Genomic DNA, 14,800 nt, shown 5'->3' on the forward strand with positions numbered 1-14,800 from the left:
TTTGCAAAAATTGAATTTAATTAACTTTTATCTCTAACAAATTCAAGGTCGACACTCGACAGTGACTTTAGCTCTTCAATTGACAGATGCGGAGCCATGTCATGCATGCCAGCTTGTTTTCCATCTATTCGATTTTGGAACGGCGCAATGACTTCATCTTCAACACAGCAGACTTCTACTATCACAGGACCATTCAAGGTCCTGAGTGACGGCAAGTCAGCTACGGTATCAACTTTCACATATTGCAACCCAAAGCTAGATGCTAATATTTCAAAGTCAGGGAACATAATGCCCCTACCTTCATGCTCACCCCAAATGCTGTTTCCGTAGTTATTTTTTTGTGTATTCGATATACTCATATAGCCTTTATTTTGAAGTAAGATCACAACAACATCTGCTTTATGGTAAGATAAGGTCGCCAATTCTTGTAAGTTGGACATGAAACTGCCATCGCCCGTAATTGTGATCGTTTTGGCGTCAGATGATAACGCCGTTCCAATTGCAGATGGCAAAGCGCAGCCCATATCAGCTTGAGCAGGTGAGAAAACAAAATTGCGCGTTTGTCTGTAATGAAGGCCAACAGGCCCAGCATAACTTATACTACCAGCATCTATGACAAAATTACACGCGTCATATGCTTCGGATTTGAACTCATCAAGAACATGGTAGATGCTAATTCCATCATAGTCATAATGAGATAAATTAGAAGCAATAACGTCCCACTTTTGGGCAGAGGTAACGCATTTTTGATACCAATCCGGTTCTACCTCTATAGCTGGATTAGATAAGTTTACGGCCTCTAAAAAATTGATGATGCTTGCATGACATTGAGATATGTTTTGCGTAAAATTAAGTTCATTTTTCTGCAATTCATTATTGTCAACATCGACAACAAATATGTTTGCTTGCTTTGCAAAGCTTGCAACATCATATCCGATAACCGCAAAAGGAAGTCTTGAGCCTAACACAATAAGCAAATCACAATTTTGAACGGCAAAGTTGCCTGCACGACTGCCTTTGATACCAACGCAACCTAAATAATGTTCAATGTCATGGCTGATGATATTGGTTCCCGCATAGGACGCCACGACTGGTAGTCTATGTCTTTCCACGAACTCTTGGACTGTTTTTTTTGTTTCCTTATCGCTGCTTGCACCGCCACCTAATAAAACAAGAGGTCGTCTCGAAGATTGTAGCAACGCTTCAAAATGAGATAGACTGTCAGCGTTTACTTGAAACTCGTTTGAAACTTTCGCAAAGATACATGCCTGTAATTTTTCTGCAACGATTTTGAGTTTATCACGTGTTTGAGCAGATACAAGCTGATGCTGTACGTCTTGAGGCACATCCAACCATACCGGCCCTTTCCTGCCCGTATTCGCAATAACGAACGCGTCAAGGAAACTATCAAACAGTTCGGCTTCGCTCTTTACGGTCTTCGCAAACTTGGTCACAGATGACATGTTTTCAATGATGTCATGCTCTTGAATGCCATAACATCTGACATAAATGTCGTTAACTTCATTTAGATGTTCGCTACATGTCGCTATTGGCACATTTCCAGATATGACCACCAAAGGAACAGAATCTTGCCAAGCGTTTACGACAGGCGTCAAACAGTTCGTTCCGCCACATCCTGTTGTGGGATTTACCACTGCAAAAAATTTCGTTAAGCGGCTTTCCGCAAGCGCGCCATAGGCTGCCCCTTGCTCATGATGGTAGCTAATGTATTTAATCTCAGAATTTCTGATAAAGGCATCATTTAAGCCTGCGGCCCCGCCGCCCATCAAGCCGTGAACATTTTTAATGCTTATCGCATGCAGAAATGCGGCAATCCAATCTGCGACGTTCATGTTGGAATTAGCATCTTCATACATTTCTTTTTCTTCCAGCACGAACTAAAAAAAACAAATCATAATAAAATTTTACCTGTTTTAACCACGAATGCAGTCAGGAAAAAGACGAATTGATTTTAATTGCATCCTAAAGATTTCCCCTAAATTGGTCAAGACAGACAAGAAGAGTAGTTCTATTTTATCAAAGGCGTCAATTAGATGTGTTATACGCCTTGTAAAAGGATCTGCTCTTCGCTTTTTACTCTATTTTACAAAACTTGTTGTATCTTTTCTGTGCTACCTTAGTAAAACCAGAAACAACAATCCTACATCGTGCTATTTTCTTGACGCACAATGGGTTAGTTTCCTGGCTCATATTCATATTTGGCAGATCCTCTCTCATTACAATCAACACCCAAACAGGGACATAACTGACATAAAATATGCTATCTTTGAGGCTATGTTCAGATTGAGAAAAGCGCAACACATTCAGCAGTGATTAACAATAAATATTCTTGAATGCTAAAAACACCTCAAAGTAATTTCGAGACACTATAATATATTGATAATATTGAGATAAATGGTAGCGGAGGAGGGACTCGAACCCCCGACACGCGGATTATGATAAAACTACTTCAACTTTTCATATTTTATTTGAGTTGTTTACAAGCACATAAATTAGGTGTGTTAAAAAGTGTGTAATGGAAAATGGTTGCGGGGCAGGATTTGAACCTGCGACCTTCAGGCTATGAGTTGAACCCGACCCATTGTTTTTGTGGTACTTCCAAACACTAAAACCCCCTCACCTTTTCGCTAACCTTTTGATATCTGGCCGCAATCCGAATCCAGAAAGCAAATCCTGTCACTCTTGGTTTCGCCAGCTTTCGCAGGAACATTCGCTTCATTTAGTGCATTTTTAGTGCACGGTATTTATCGCCATACGCAGCAGTTCTCATTAGCCATTTTGTTTGCGCACCACTACACCAACGCATTGATATTACTTGATAATATACGGATTCCACGCAACCCTACGCGCACTGCAATTCTAGCCCGTGTAGGTCGCCCATGCCCAAATTAACAAAAACCGTCATCGAAAAAGCCACCGCAAAAGATAAGCCTTATTTTCTTTTCGATGACCAACTGGCGGGATTTTGCGCTCGTATCACACCCGGTGGCAAAAAGACCTATTACGTCCAATACATGGTCTACAAAAAGATTAAACGCGTTGCCATCGGCGCGCATGGCATTTTCACAACTGAGCGGGCTCGTAATCAAGCGACCATCATGCTTGGTGAAATCAAGGCTGGCGCAGATCCCCAAAAAGAGAAATCAACCAAACGCAAAGAGCTCTTCGTCAGGGACTTGGCAGAGCGCTACATGGAAGAACACGTCATCCCTCATTGCAAGCCTTCCACTGCTAAGGGCTACAGGCGTTACCTAGATAAACACCTGATTCCGTTTTTCGGAGATATGAAAATCAAAGACGTGCAACGATCCGACGTGGCCGAGTTTCACCATTCATTACGGCGAACGCCGTATGAAGCAAACCATGGCCTTGAGATTATATCCAAGATGTTCAATCTCGCTGAAATGTGGGGCTTGCGTGACGACCACACCAATCCACGGCGTCATATCAAAAAATATCCATCAAAGGCCAGAGAGCGCTATCTGAGTGAGGAAGAGGTAAAACGCCTCAGCGCCGTCCTGGATGAAATCAAACAGTACCCAGACGAAAACCTTGCTGCCGTCTATTGCATTCAGTTGCTTCTGCTCACCGGCTGCCGCCTTGGTGAAATCCGCTCCCTCAAGTGGGATTATGTCGACCGCAAAATGCAGGTGCTGAAATTGCCGGATTCAAAGACAGGAGCAAAATACGTCTATGTGGGCAACACCGTTATGAACCTACTCGATGAAGTCCATGCGCACCCAGCACGACCAGTAGACAACCCTTATGTAATTTGGGGGCTAATAGAAGGTAGCCACCTGGACAATGTCCAAAAGCCGTGGCGGCGGTTCAGAAAGATGGCCGGAATTGAAGATGTCCGCATCCATGACCTGCGGCACAGCTTTGCCTCCTTCGCCGTCAGTAAGGGGATGAGCCTCGCAGTGATCGGTCGGCTTCTAGGCCATACTCAGGTTCAAACCACCGCACGCTACGCTCACTTGATGGCAGCCCCTATGACGGAAGCAGCAAGCTCCGTCACTGACGTGCTTGGTGACCTCATGAATATAAACACCAAGCCAATGTCGTCACAAAAGCCAGAACGCCAAGCAGGCAATACCATCCCTGGCACCAAGGTGACGGCTCCGACATACCTAACCTCTAATCAGGCAGCAAAGTATCTGAATGTGGCTCCTCGCCTGATGGAAAACTGGCGCTGGCGCAAAGTCGGGCCCAAATTCGTCAAGGTCGGTAACCGGGTACGTTATGACATGGTTGATTTGAAGTCCTTCATCTCATCAAGCGCGCCATGCTGATGGTCGCCAGTTTCCTGCGGACATCAAAAAATGTAACCGCTGTTGAAGCCGGCCAACTGGACGAAGCGATTGCCTGCCAAAAGTCGCGGTGCATTCGGTGTGAACTCTAGGCCAATCGTATCATATCACAATATCATTTCGACCTAGACGTTTTGGCCTTTGGGTGGCTCTCGGTCAGGCATTTCGAGTGGTCCGTCAATACATCAATAATACGGCACTCGGCGACCTTACCGCCGCAGCATTCATGGACCATTCTCTTCAACTCCCGCTCCATAGAGCGCAGGCGGCCCAATCTTTCCTGAACACCTTTGAGGTGCGCCTGTGCAATGGCGTCCACCTGTTCACACGACTGGTTGGGTTTGTCGGAAAATGACAGCAACTGGCGGATATCGCCCAGGCTGAACCCCAATTCGCGGCTGTGTCGGATGAAAATCAGGCGCGAGGCCTGACCTTCGGAGTAGATGCGGCGATTGCCGCTGGTGCGTCTGGTTTCAGGTAGAAGACCGATTTTCTCGTAATGCCGAATGATTTGAACCGTGCACCCAGCCCGCTCAGCTAATTCACCTATAGAGATGTCTTTTGCGGCCATCAAACTTTTCCTCTTGCACCTACAATGATTGTAGGTGGTAGCATATAAAAGCTGGCGTTTGCAAATCGTTATTTAGATTGGCAAGGGTCGTTATCGACCAATTTAAGGAACACACTATGAGCTCTGGTTGCTGTGGACACGACGCCCAATTCGACGGCGTTTCAGATGCATTCAAACGTGCGTTGTGGATTGTCATCGCCATAAACGGGGCGATGTTCATTATTGAAATGACAGCAGGGGCGTTTGCCGGTTCCAAGGCGTTACAAGCGGATGCTCTCGATTTTCTGGGAGACACAACGACGTACGCGCTTAGTCTTTACGTCATCGGTATGTCCATGAGGGTTCGCGCAACGGCGGCACTTTTGAAGGGTTTCAGTCTTGCGGCTATGGGACTCTGGGTACTCGGATCAACCGTCTATCAAGTTCTCATCCTCGGCATTCCATCCGCGACGGTCATGGGAGCCGTTGGCGTCCTGGCGCTCACGGCCAACTTGATTAGTGTCTTCTTGTTGATGCGATTTAAGGATGGTGATGCGAACGTCCGGTCCGTGTGGCTCTGCAGCCGAAACGACGCCATCGGCAATGTTGCCGTCATGGGGGCAGCGGCAGGAGTGTACTTCACGGGAACCGCATGGCCCGACCTTATCGTCGCTGGATTGATGGCGGGATTGTTCTTTTGGTCGTCGGCTCAAATCATCACTCAGGCCATGAGGGAAAGGCAGCACGATCTTGTACATGCTCCGGGGAAGTGAGGAATTAGGAATTTATGGAGACGGCAAAAATTCAAACAAATACCCTCTATATGGCTTGGCTGGTCGCGTTAGTGTCGACCCTCGGTGCATTATTTATTGGGGAAATTATGGGACGGGTTCCTTGCGTATTGTGCTGGTATCAACGAATCGCAATGTTTCCCTTGGCGTTGATTCTGGGAATCGCCTGTCTCCGAACCGATATATCTGTACGTCTTTACGTTCTGCCCCTAGCATCCATCGGCGGGCTGATCGCTGTCTGGCATAGTCTGCTCTTCGCTGGTGTTATTCCTACGCCGCTTCAACCGTGTGAGCGCGGCGGGCCATCATGCTCGGGTGCGGATCAGGTGTTATTTGGCGTCCTGCCGTTGCCATACCTATCACTCGCTGCCTTCGCCGCCATCATATTGTTGCTGACCATTCCATACAGAAAGAAAATCTAATGAACCGTAAATCTGTTATTATCACGACCATTATTGCCGCGCTTGGCATGTTTGCAGTCGGAGCATTTCTTTATTCTCCCACACCTGAAAAAACGGCAACGGCAACGGCGATGCCTGCCTCAAATGAGGTACCGTTAATACGACCTCACTCGCCGGTGATTGGCTCAAGTGATGCGCCAGTGACTATTGTAGAATTTTTCGATCCTGCCTGCGAATCTTGCCGGGCCTTCCATCCTATCGTTAAAGAGATATTGTCCAAGTTTCAGGGGAAGGTCCGTGTTGTACTCCGTTACGCAGCCTTTCATCCGCCATCTGAAGAGGCAATTCGGGTATTGGAAACCGCCCGCATCCAAGGAAAATTTGAAGCGGTTCTGGAGCGGCTGCTCGAAACACAGCCAAAGTGGGCACCGCATGGCCGAGAGCCTGTAAGCATATGGGAACTCATAAAGGAAACAGGAATTGATGTCGAACGAGCCCGCCGAGACGCTAAACTACCAGGTATCGTTGCCGTTCTGAACCAGGACGCCGCCGATGTTAAAACCGTCGGAATACGAGGGACACCCACGTTTTTCGTGAACGGTAAGCCGCTACCAGAATTCGGAGCCCAACAACTGCATGATCTTGTCAAAAGCGAGGTTGAGTTGTCAGAACGTTCATCAGAAGAAAAATCCTGACCTGAGAATTAAAGCAAAAATTGTGCAGCACTCTAACAGCACTCTAATTGTGCGCAACTTGAGAAAAATGGCCCGCTTTTGGAAGATTTAAATAAAAATACCGGCACAGATGAGAGTGCAAAAGCGCCTGTGGCAGCGACCGAAGGGGTCGTTGTGCAAAGATTACGAGCGATCCGTTACGCCAGTTGGGCGGTCGTACTCGTTATGACGCTCGCGTTCGCTGGGTACGCGGGTTGGCGCACATTGGGCCCCCAACCAGAGCCGCCAACAATTAATCAAGTCGGACAATCATTGATCAAAAGTGAGTTCGATCTGGTTGACCACCGTGGGGACCAAGTCTCGGCAGCAGACTACCGAGGGAAATGGCTGCTGGTGTTTTTTGGTTTCACAACCTGTCCTGATGTCTGCCCGACAGCACTGAACGAGATCGCCGAGGTAATGGAGAAGCTCGGCGCAAAAGCCGCGAAGGTGCAGCCACTTTTCATCACCGTCGACCCCGAACGGGACACGCCAGAGCGAATGGCTGAATTCGTGGGTGCCTTCGATCCCCGAATTACCGGTTTGACGGGCACGCTTGACCAGATCAAGGCGTCAACGAAGTCGTTCAAAGTGTATTACGCGAAAGCTGTTCAGAAGGAAGCCCCAGATGGTTACACGATGGAACACACGACTTACCTCTATCTCATTGATCCGAAAGGCCGCTTCGTAAGGCCCTACTCTTATAACGCGACAGTCAACGAGATTGCAGATGATTTACAGGCCAGATTATGAGGACAAAACAATCGTGAAGTATTTTGCCATTTTCACCTTGGTGATAGCGACTATTGCCGGATCAGGTGCGAGTTTTGCTCAGGAAATATCGCGACTTGATGATCTGGTGATCGAGCGCCAGTGGGCGCGGGCATCGATCGGGACAAGACGCCCTGCAGCCGCCTATCTTTCAATCCGCAACAAGGGAACAGAGAATGACACCCTGCTTGAAGTGAGCACCCCATTGTCGGGAATGGCCGAGGTTCACACCATGAAAATGAAAAATGGCGTTATGAAAATGGGCCCTGCCGGCTCGGTTGAAATACCCGCCGGTGGCAAGGTGGTGCTGGCTCCTGGCGGGTTGCACATCATGATGATGAAGCTCAAAAAGGCTCTTATCAAAGGCAAAACCGTCGAAATTACGCTTTCGTTCGAACGTAGTGGCAAGATCACGGTAACAGCGCCCATTTACGGGCCTGGCGCGACTCGGCCCGAATGATTCTTCACGCCACATATGGTCGGAAAATCGTGCTGTCCACGATAACCATTATTGTCGGCCTGTCGGCTGCCATCGGCGTTGGTTGGTGGCAGGTTGACGGGCCAGGCGCGGTTCGCCCATTGAGTAAAATCAAGACGGTCATACCTTCAATCACAAGTATGTCGTTCAGTTTGACTGATCACGAAGGCAACGCGGTCGGGCCGGAAACCCTGATCGGCCGCCCGACGATGGCGTTCTTCGGCTTCACCTACTGTCCCGATGTCTGCCCGACCACGCTCGCGGACATTTCGGGATGGCTCGACGATCTGGGAGACGAGGCCGACGAGATGAACGTGGTTTTCATCACGGTCGATCCCGAGCGCGACACTGTCGAAACGATGGCCGAATATGTCGGCTACTTCCATCCTGCGATCCGTGGCTGGACGGGACCGGAAGAGCAGATCGCGCGCGTCGCGGACGGCTTCCGCGCCACCTACGAGCGGGTGCCGACGGGGAGCGGCGATTACACGATGAACCACACCGCGAGCGTCTTCTTGTTCGCAGCCTCTGGGCGGTTCGTCACCATGATCGACTATCACGAACCCAGAGAATTCGCGGTGCCGAAAATTCGCCGCGCGATGGAAGAAGAAACGGAGGGGGCGACATGAGGCTCAGAACTATGGCGGCTTGTGTCGTAATTGCGGGGATGGTTTCGGGAGCGGCTATCGCCCTCTCTGATTTCATGTCGAAAGAACCCGTGCCGCCGGAACTTGCCTCGGCAGGTAAATGGATGCCCCAAGGTCCTGAAGCTCCCCAAAACGTTGACATCCTCGTGACGCTGCCCGCGACGGCATGGGCAGAAGATGCACCCGACCTCGACCCCCTGCCCCTTCTGCAGGTCGCGTTTGCCGACAGGCCCGTGCAGGCGATCGAGCCACCCCTGTCGACATGGTCGCGCGACATTGCACCTGGCGAGACGCTCGATTTCTTGCTGTCCGAAGCTGGACTTGCGGCACCTGACAGAGCCAAAGTTGCCCTCGCGCTTGGCGCGGAATACGATCTGCGACGGCTGCGGCCGGGGCACTCGGTCACTGTCGCTTCGACCGTGGACGGCAGCCCCCGCACCGTCTCACTCGCCGTCGAGGACGGAGTGCGGATCGAGGTGGTTTTCGGCGAGCAGTTGTCCACACAGGTCGTGGCTCCGGATCCGGAGATCGTAACCCTTGCCGGCGAAGCCGTGATCGACAGCTCGATCTTCGCGGCACTCGACGAAGCCGGCATACCCGCCCGTTTTTCCGTGGACCTTGCGCAGATGCTGGGTGGGACCGTGGATTTCCGCCGCGAGATGGCCAGCGGCGAAACACTAAGGCTTCTCTGGCGTGAGGCGCGGGTCGGCGAGGACAGGATCGGACAGCCCGAACTCGCCTTCGCCGCACTGGAGATCGGCGGTTCGCTCTACGAGATCGTATGGCCTGACGACGGCAGCGGTCAGGCGACGATCTACGTCGATGGCGAGGTGCTGCGCGTCTTCGCACAGCCGGTCGAGGGTGCGCGCCTCAGCTCGGTGTTCGGGCGCCGCACGCATCCGGTCTTTGGCAACATCCGGATGCACACCGGCGTCGATTTCGCAGCGGCACGTGGGACACCGGTTCAAGCGACGGCACCGGGGCGGGTCAATTTCATCGGCTGGCGCGGCGGATATAGTCGAGTGGTCGAAATCGCCCACGGCTCCGACACCATGACGCGCTACGCGCATCTGAGCGCCGTGCCGGAAGACCTAGCACAAGGCCACCGCGTGGCGGCGGGAGATGTGATCGGCCGCGTCGGCGCGACTGGTACGGCGACAGGTCCGAACCTGCACTACGAAGTCCTCGTGGATGGGCGCCCGACTGACCCCCTCTCTGACGACCGGCTCGCCGAAGCAGCCGAGAGCGATGCGGATGATACGGCCGCGCTCTCGCGTCTGGCCGAGGCGCGGGCGCTTCTGAATCAAAACCTCGGCAGCGAGATTGCCGAAACGACAACCGAAAGGCTCTGACCCATGAAACGCATGACCCAAGCTCTGGCAATCACCCTCGCCCTGTTACCAGCGGCCCAGGTCCTCGCAGAGGCAACGGCGATCGAGGTCCGCAAGACGAACGGTTGCGGCTGTTGCCTCTCGTGGATGAATCATCTCGAAGAAAACGGGTTTGCGCCGACGGGCGAGAACATGTTCGGTGGGTCGCTGGTTCGCTTCAAGCTCGACAACGGCGTGCCGCAGCGCATGGTCTCCTGCCACACCGCGCTCATTGATGGCTACGTGATCGAAGGCCATGTAGCGGCCGCTGACATCCGCCGCCTTCTCGAGGAGCGCCCGGACGCCGTCGGCCTCGCTGTTCCGGGGATGCCCTATGGCTCGCCCGGCATGGGGCCAGAAGACGACCGCGAGGCCTATGATGTCTTCCTCATCCGCAAGGACGGGTCGACGGAAGTCTTTTCGAGCTACGCCGAAGGATAATCTGGCCCGCCCATGGAAAATCTGTCTCCAATAATGCTCGGCTTTCTCGGAAGTCTTGCCGCCGGATCGCTCACAGCAGTCGGAGCAGTTCCCGTGCTGTTCGGGCGCATCCCGTCTCGGGCCACACGCGATCTGTCGCTCGGCTTCGCTGCCGGTGTGATGCTCGCCGCTTCTTTCTTTTCGCTGATCATCCCGGCATTGGATGCGGCGGAGCCGATGTTCGAAAACGGCGCGATGCCTGCGGCCATCGTATGCGTTTCGATTCTTCTGGGCATGGGGGCTGTCGCCCTGATGAACGAAAAGCTGCCGCACGAGCACTTCAAGACGGGACGCGAAGGGCCCGAAGCGGCGTCTTTGCGGCGGGTCTGGTTGTTCATCATTGCGATCACGATCCACAACTTCCCCGAAGGCCTTGCCGTGGGGGTCGGCTTCGGATCCGGAGGTATGGAGGGCGGTCTGCCGCTCGCCATCGGCATCGGGCTTCAGAATGCGCCCGAAGGATTGGCCGTCGCGGTGTCGCTGCTGGGCGAGGGATATCCGAAGCTGCGCGCCTGGGGCATCGCGGCGCTGACGGGCATGGTCGAGCCGATTGGCGGTTTGCTCGGGGCCGGCATCATCACACTGTCGGAACCGCTGCTTCCATGGGGTCTGGCCTTTGCCGCGGGTGCAATGCTCTACGTTATCAGCCACGAAATCATCCCCGAAACCCATCGCAGCGGCCAACAGAACAGGGCGACGCTCGGTCTCGCAGTCGGGCTCGTTCTGATGCTGTTCCTTGATGTCTGGTTGGGATGAGGCAATGTCACTAAACAAGGTATCTCCGATGATCGGCGTCTTCGCAGCACTTGCTGCGTTCGCGATCGATCAGATCACCAAAGCCATTGTCGTTGCGAATGCCGTCACTTTAAGCGCCGGGATTCCCGTGTTTCCGGGATTCAACCTCGTCTTTTATCGTAATGACGGCGTGGCTTTCGGGATGTTGGGCGGCGCGCCGTGGTGGAGCCTCATCGCTCTCGCTCTTGCCATCTGTGTTTGGCTGGGGGTTATGCTGTTTCGCGCCGATAATGCGGTCGAAACACTTGCCTATGGCGCGATCATTGGCGGAGCCTTGGGCAATGTTATCGATCGTGTGCGGTATCGGGCTGTAACAGACTTTCTCGATTTCTACATTGTCACAACACATTGGCCTGCCTTCAACATGGCCGATATATTTGTTGTCAGTGGCGTGGGGCTCTTGCTCGCCGCGCCATGGATCAGCGTGCGGCGTCCGATCAAATCGTGAAGCCGGAAATTCTGAACCGCATAGCACTGCGCCACCGTTTGCTTTCGCGGATGACGCTTGGTTTCGTCGCCGGGGCGCTGACCGTTCTGACTTTCCCGCCTTTCTCGCTTCTCCTGCTTGTTCCCGTTGCCTATTCCGCGTTGTTTGTCGGTCTTCGCGATCTCTCCTTCGGGCGCGCTTTCCTCGTCGGCTGGGCGTTTGGTCTTGGCCAGTTCGGTTTCGGGATTTCGTGGATCGCGGAAAGTTTTTACGTCGAGGACAGGCGGTTCGGGACGATGGCGATCCCGGCCGTCACGGGATTGTCCGCAGGTCTCGCGATTTTCCCGGCCATTGCCGCCGCGCTTTTCGCCGAAATCACGCGGCGCGGAGCCATGGGCAGTCTCTTGGCCTGCCTCGCGTTCGCGACCTCCTGGACCGTGGCAGAGTGGTTGCGTGGTCACGTTCTGACAGGGTTTCCATGGAACCTCGCCGGCTACGCACTTTTAGACTACGCCGCCCTTCGCCAGACCGCCGCCTGGGTCGGAAGCTATGGGCTAAGCTTTCTCACCGTGTTCGTCGCGGTACTCCCCGGCGCGGCTGTCATGGCGTCCGGGCGGCAACGATTGACCGTTTCGCTCATGGCGCTGGCCGGCATCGCGGCTATTTGGGCCGTCGGGACGCTTCACCTCCAGTCGGATACACAACAGCCACCCGGTGTCGACCTGCGCATCGTTCAGGGCAACATTCCCCAAGGGGAGAAATGGGCGCCCGAGAACCGCGAGGCGACCTTCGCGCGCTATCTTGAGCTTTCAACCTGGCCCGGCGATTTCGACGTTCTTCTCTGGCCGGAAACCGCCTTTCCGGGTTTCCTCGATGAGGATACGGAGGCGCGGGCCCGCATTGCCGCTGCGCTGCAAGACGGCAGGGTGCTGCTCACAGGTGTGCCGGACCGTGTACCGAGCGAGGATGGCACCCGATATTTCAACACGGTTCAGGCATTTGACGAGACCGGCAGAATCCTGACCGGATACGCGAAACACCATCTCGTGCCCTTCGGCGAATACGTGCCATTCCGCGGCTGGTTGCCGATCGAGCGGCTGACAGCGGGGCTGGGCGACTTTACGCCCGGTCCGGGCCCGCGAACGCTTGCGCTTCCGGGTCTGCCGCTGGTCGCCGTGGCGATCTGCTATGAGATCATCTTCCCAGGCCATGTGGTCGACGACCTGTTCCGACCTGACTGGGTTTTCAACGCGACGAACGACGCCTGGTTCGGCACCAGCATCGGACCCGAGCAGCATCTGGCTTCCGCACGGATACGCGCCGTAGAGGAAGGCCTTCCTGTCATTCGAGCCGCGAATACGGGCATTTCCGCGGTCATCGACGCGAACGGAGAGATCGTTGCGCGGCTCGATACCGGTGAAACGGGCATCATCGACGCTAGCCTGCCCTCCGCGCGGCCGCCGACACTCTACGCGAGCTTCGGGGACTGGATGCTGTTGGCGCTCATCTTGGCTTCGTGGAGCTGGGCTCTGACGGCCAATGCGACGGCTCATTACCGCCGCATGAGAAAAACCGTCATGCAAAGATCTGGATAGGTGTTCCGTCCTTCACCATTGCATAGATGTCCTCGATCTGCCGATCTGTGACCCCGATGCAGCCAGCTGTCCAGTCGCGGACGTCCGTTGGGTCGATGCCCGGGCGTGGACCACCATGGATGAAGATGTCGCCGCCGGGGGAAAGGCCCTGCGCTTCGGCAAAGGCGATGTCGGCCTCATTCGGATAAGAGATGCCAACTGAAACCGAATTAGCCCAGCTTGCCTCAAGTATTGGAAATAACCCCGAACTTTATCAAGAGATCCTCAAGGCCCAGGCAATATCACTAGTCATTGCAGAGTTAAAAGCGGAGACTGGTTTTAATCCCAATCCTGAGTTTGATAACTCAGACAATGACTGGAGCATCTGGAGTGACGGGGAAGTATTCGTTGGTTCAATTAGTGCTTCATCTTCATCACCGTCGCGCAAATTTAATAATTCCAGGATCACAATTGGAATTGATAAAGAGTACAAACAAGACAAACTGATTGGCTTTGCGGTATCAGCAGGAAGAGACGACGCTGACATCGGCACAGATGGTAGCAAAATTGAGTCAGATAATTTTGGTGCGACCTTATACACAACATATAAATTAGAGGGATTACCGCAGATCGAAGCATCTCTTGGTTATTCTGACCTAACCTATGAGACCAAGCGCATTGATGGAAGTGAGACACTTACCGGAGAGAGAAATGGACATACCTACTCTGGCTCAGTGAGATTACGGCAATTTATAAATTATGCTGACTTGGATTACTCGTATTATGGGGGATTTAATCTCGCCGATATCAAACTAGAAACATTTGATGAGACCGGAGGCACAAGGGCTCTGAGATATTTTGATCAGGACATTGATTATCAAGAGTTGGATTTAGGTGCTGAAATGTCAAAGATCATTGACTGGAATGGCTTCAAAATCCGCACATACGGCAATGTTCAGTATTCCAATTTCTTAAATAAAAGCTTCCCAGCATCAATGCGCTATCTCAGTCAATCCAACATATATAGCACGAATGTTTCAACTGAGCTCAAAGAGAGTGGCACTGTGAAATTTGGTGTAAATATTTGGAAATCAGATGATCTTAAAATTGATTTTGCTGTGTCAAGAATGGAGAGTATCCATAGCAATGGCAATGACCATTACGTCAACTCTGGGAGTTTTGGTTTAAATTACAGGTTCTGATTTGACCTGAATTATCGCCCTTCTCTTTTCGGAAACTCTCCCAAGGCAACATGCTCTATATATTGCTCTGCGATCCTGAGATGCCGCTGAACAGCCAACTGTTTACGGCGCTTGATCACACGCTCTAAGTCTCTGGTTGGCAGGTCTTCTGCTCTAAGCTCAGCTATGGTTTCACCATTCACAACTTCGTTCACTGATATGCCTGCAATATCAGCAAGCTCACTGTCATGTGCAGTTGGGTTCTGCTGTTTTGCATCCCAAACCAACAAA

At 52.6% G+C, this 14,800-nt stretch carries 16 protein-coding genes and 1 pseudogene; 13 read left to right on the plus strand and 4 right to left on the minus strand.

The genetic code is table 11. The annotated features are described in order from the left end of the window. Positions 1 to 20: 20 nt before the first annotated feature. Entirely contained in the window at positions 21 to 1,877 is a 1,857-nt protein-coding gene (locus tag SAR116_RS05080) for a thiamine pyrophosphate-binding protein (protein ID WP_013045869.1), read from the minus strand. Positions 1,878 to 2,900: 1,023 nt separating this feature from the next. Between SAR116_RS05080 and SAR116_RS05085 the strand changes: the two genes are divergently transcribed. Next, complete coding sequence (locus SAR116_RS05085; RefSeq protein WP_013045870.1) at positions 2,901 to 4,313, plus strand: tyrosine-type recombinase/integrase; 1,413 nt, start codon at positions 2,901 to 2,903, stop codon at positions 4,311 to 4,313. 133 nt (positions 4,314 to 4,446) lie between these two features. On the opposite strand, the gene SAR116_RS05090 is transcribed toward SAR116_RS05085, so the two are convergent. Further along, on the minus strand, positions 4,447 to 4,902 hold the full coding sequence (locus tag SAR116_RS05090; RefSeq protein ID WP_041860775.1) for a MerR family transcriptional regulator: 456 nt from the start codon (positions 4,900 to 4,902) through the stop codon (positions 4,447 to 4,449). Between the two features lie 116 nt (positions 4,903 to 5,018). Between SAR116_RS05090 and SAR116_RS05095 the strand changes: the two genes are divergently transcribed. The 11 genes from SAR116_RS05095 to lnt all read left to right on the plus strand — a co-directional run bounded on the left by SAR116_RS05095 (position 5,019) and on the right by lnt (position 13,349). Beyond that, the gene (locus SAR116_RS05095) at positions 5,019 to 5,654 is read left to right on the plus strand and encodes a cation efflux transmembrane domain-containing protein (protein WP_013045871.1); all 636 of its coding nucleotides are present in this window, start codon (positions 5,019 to 5,021) and stop codon (positions 5,652 to 5,654) included. Positions 5,655 to 5,668: 14 nt separating this feature from the next. Next, on the plus strand, positions 5,669 to 6,094 hold the full coding sequence (locus SAR116_RS05100) for a disulfide bond formation protein B (protein WP_041860776.1): 426 nt from the start codon (positions 5,669 to 5,671) through the stop codon (positions 6,092 to 6,094). After that, complete coding sequence (locus SAR116_RS05105; RefSeq protein WP_041860777.1) at positions 6,094 to 6,768, plus strand: DsbA family protein; 675 nt, start codon at positions 6,094 to 6,096, stop codon at positions 6,766 to 6,768. Before SAR116_RS05100 ends, SAR116_RS05105 begins: the two co-directional genes overlap by 1 nt. A 78-nt stretch (positions 6,769 to 6,846) precedes the next feature. After that, positions 6,847 to 7,539, plus strand: coding sequence for an SCO family protein (locus tag SAR116_RS05110; protein ID WP_013045873.1), 693 nt, complete (start codon positions 6,847 to 6,849; stop codon positions 7,537 to 7,539). Further along, positions 7,517 to 8,017, plus strand: a complete 501-nt coding sequence (locus SAR116_RS05115; RefSeq protein ID WP_013045874.1) for a copper chaperone PCu(A)C — start codon at positions 7,517 to 7,519, stop codon at positions 8,015 to 8,017. The genes SAR116_RS05110 and SAR116_RS05115 overlap by 23 nt, the downstream gene beginning before the upstream one ends. After that, positions 8,014 to 8,664 (plus strand): SCO family protein, encoded by a 651-nt coding sequence (locus SAR116_RS05120; protein WP_013045875.1) that lies wholly within the window; start codon positions 8,014 to 8,016, stop codon positions 8,662 to 8,664. Before SAR116_RS05115 ends, SAR116_RS05120 begins: the two co-directional genes overlap by 4 nt. Continuing rightward, the gene (locus tag SAR116_RS05125; protein ID WP_013045876.1) at positions 8,661 to 10,034 is read left to right on the plus strand and encodes a M23 family metallopeptidase; all 1,374 of its coding nucleotides are present in this window, start codon (positions 8,661 to 8,663) and stop codon (positions 10,032 to 10,034) included. The genes SAR116_RS05120 and SAR116_RS05125 overlap by 4 nt, the downstream gene beginning before the upstream one ends. Before the next feature lie 3 nt (positions 10,035 to 10,037). Further along, complete coding sequence (locus SAR116_RS05130; RefSeq protein WP_013045877.1) at positions 10,038 to 10,493, plus strand: DUF411 domain-containing protein; 456 nt, start codon at positions 10,038 to 10,040, stop codon at positions 10,491 to 10,493. A gap of 12 nt (positions 10,494 to 10,505) precedes the next feature. After that, the gene (locus SAR116_RS05135; RefSeq protein ID WP_041860778.1) at positions 10,506 to 11,288 is read left to right on the plus strand and encodes a ZIP family metal transporter; all 783 of its coding nucleotides are present in this window, start codon (positions 10,506 to 10,508) and stop codon (positions 11,286 to 11,288) included. 28 nt (positions 11,289 to 11,316) lie between these two features. Next, entirely contained in the window at positions 11,317 to 11,775 is a 459-nt protein-coding gene (lspA, locus tag SAR116_RS05140) for a signal peptidase II (RefSeq protein ID WP_041860779.1), read from the plus strand. After that, positions 11,742 to 13,349, plus strand: coding sequence for an apolipoprotein N-acyltransferase (gene lnt / locus SAR116_RS05145; RefSeq protein WP_013045881.1), 1,608 nt, complete (start codon positions 11,742 to 11,744; stop codon positions 13,347 to 13,349). Before lspA ends, lnt begins: the two co-directional genes overlap by 34 nt. On the opposite strand, the pseudogene SAR116_RS13475 reads toward lnt, so the two are convergent. Then, positions 13,330 to 13,554: pseudogene (locus SAR116_RS13475) on the minus strand (L,D-transpeptidase family protein); the annotation flags it as partial. The gene lnt and the pseudogene SAR116_RS13475 sit on opposite strands and share 20 nt — an antisense overlap. Between SAR116_RS13475 and SAR116_RS05150 the strand changes: the two are divergent. Beyond that, on the plus strand, positions 13,541 to 14,530 hold the full coding sequence (locus tag SAR116_RS05150; RefSeq protein ID WP_013045882.1) for an autotransporter outer membrane beta-barrel domain-containing protein: 990 nt from the start codon (positions 13,541 to 13,543) through the stop codon (positions 14,528 to 14,530). The pseudogene SAR116_RS13475 and the gene SAR116_RS05150 overlap by 14 nt on opposite strands. An 11-nt stretch (positions 14,531 to 14,541) precedes the next feature. Here the strand turns inward: SAR116_RS05150 and SAR116_RS05155 are convergent, their stop codons facing one another. Continuing rightward, positions 14,542 to 14,796, minus strand: a complete 255-nt coding sequence (locus tag SAR116_RS05155) for a hypothetical protein (protein WP_013045883.1) — start codon at positions 14,794 to 14,796, stop codon at positions 14,542 to 14,544. Positions 14,797 to 14,800: the final 4 nt, after the last annotated feature.

Source organism: Candidatus Puniceispirillum marinum IMCC1322 (assembly GCF_000024465.1).
GTDB classification, from domain to species: domain Bacteria; phylum Pseudomonadota; class Alphaproteobacteria; order Puniceispirillales; family Puniceispirillaceae; genus Puniceispirillum; species Puniceispirillum marinum.

Coding starts and splice junctions, on each gene's coding strand:
- SAR116_RS05080 (WP_013045869.1), bottom strand. CDS start 1,877: ATGTATGAAGATGCTAATTCCAACATGAACGTCGCAGATTGGATTGCC.
- SAR116_RS05085 (WP_013045870.1), top strand. CDS start 2,901: ATGCCCAAATTAACAAAAACCGTCATCGAAAAAGCCACCGCAAAAGAT.
- SAR116_RS05090 (WP_041860775.1), bottom strand. CDS start 4,902: ATGGCCGCAAAAGACATCTCTATAGGTGAATTAGCTGAGCGGGCTGGG.
- SAR116_RS05095 (WP_013045871.1), top strand. CDS start 5,019: ATGAGCTCTGGTTGCTGTGGACACGACGCCCAATTCGACGGCGTTTCA.
- SAR116_RS05100 (WP_041860776.1), top strand. CDS start 5,669: ATGGAGACGGCAAAAATTCAAACAAATACCCTCTATATGGCTTGGCTG.
- SAR116_RS05105 (WP_041860777.1), top strand. CDS start 6,094: ATGAACCGTAAATCTGTTATTATCACGACCATTATTGCCGCGCTTGGC.
- SAR116_RS05115 (WP_013045874.1), top strand. CDS start 7,517: ATGATTTACAGGCCAGATTATGAGGACAAAACAATCGTGAAGTATTTT.
- SAR116_RS05120 (WP_013045875.1), top strand. CDS start 8,014: ATGATTCTTCACGCCACATATGGTCGGAAAATCGTGCTGTCCACGATA.
- SAR116_RS05125 (WP_013045876.1), top strand. CDS start 8,661: ATGAGGCTCAGAACTATGGCGGCTTGTGTCGTAATTGCGGGGATGGTT.
- SAR116_RS05130 (WP_013045877.1), top strand. CDS start 10,038: ATGAAACGCATGACCCAAGCTCTGGCAATCACCCTCGCCCTGTTACCA.
- SAR116_RS05135 (WP_041860778.1), top strand. CDS start 10,506: ATGGAAAATCTGTCTCCAATAATGCTCGGCTTTCTCGGAAGTCTTGCC.
- lspA (WP_041860779.1), top strand. CDS start 11,317: ATGATCGGCGTCTTCGCAGCACTTGCTGCGTTCGCGATCGATCAGATC.
- lnt (WP_013045881.1), top strand. CDS start 11,742: ATGGATCAGCGTGCGGCGTCCGATCAAATCGTGAAGCCGGAAATTCTG.
- SAR116_RS05150 (WP_013045882.1), top strand. CDS start 13,541: ATGCCAACTGAAACCGAATTAGCCCAGCTTGCCTCAAGTATTGGAAAT.